Raw genomic sequence first — 332 nt, 5'->3', positions numbered from 1 at the left:
AAGAGGCGTGCAGGATCTACGCGCGCGATCTGGCTGACTGCGCGACAGGCCTCGCCGAGCTGGTGGATTATCTCTGGTTTGGCGACTTGATGAAAAGCCTTCCGCTGGAGCCTGTCGAAGTCATGTTCAGGCATCTGGAGGAGGGCGGTTTCACCGACGAAGAGGCAATCCGCCTGATGACGGTGCTGTCGACGCTGTGCCTCGGCCATGCGCGCGACCTGGACCAGGCGCACAAGGAAGCTGACCACACGCGCAGCCAGCTTTTGAAGTCCGCCCTTGGCGCGCAGACGGATCGCTCCTTTCCCAATCTCGAGCGGATCGCCGCCCGCAAT

Annotated in this window: 1 protein-coding gene; it reads left to right on the top strand. The window is 62.3% G+C overall.

The genetic code is table 11. The features are described 5' to 3' along the window. The coding region (locus V6767_RS22735) for a hypothetical protein (RefSeq protein WP_448475514.1) at window positions 1–332 on the top strand (332 nt) is incomplete at both ends.

It is taken from the genome of Martelella sp. FLE1502 (assembly GCF_053484255.1).
Note: the sequence above shows the minus strand (reverse complement) of the source record. Positions and strands in the feature narration are given on the sequence as shown.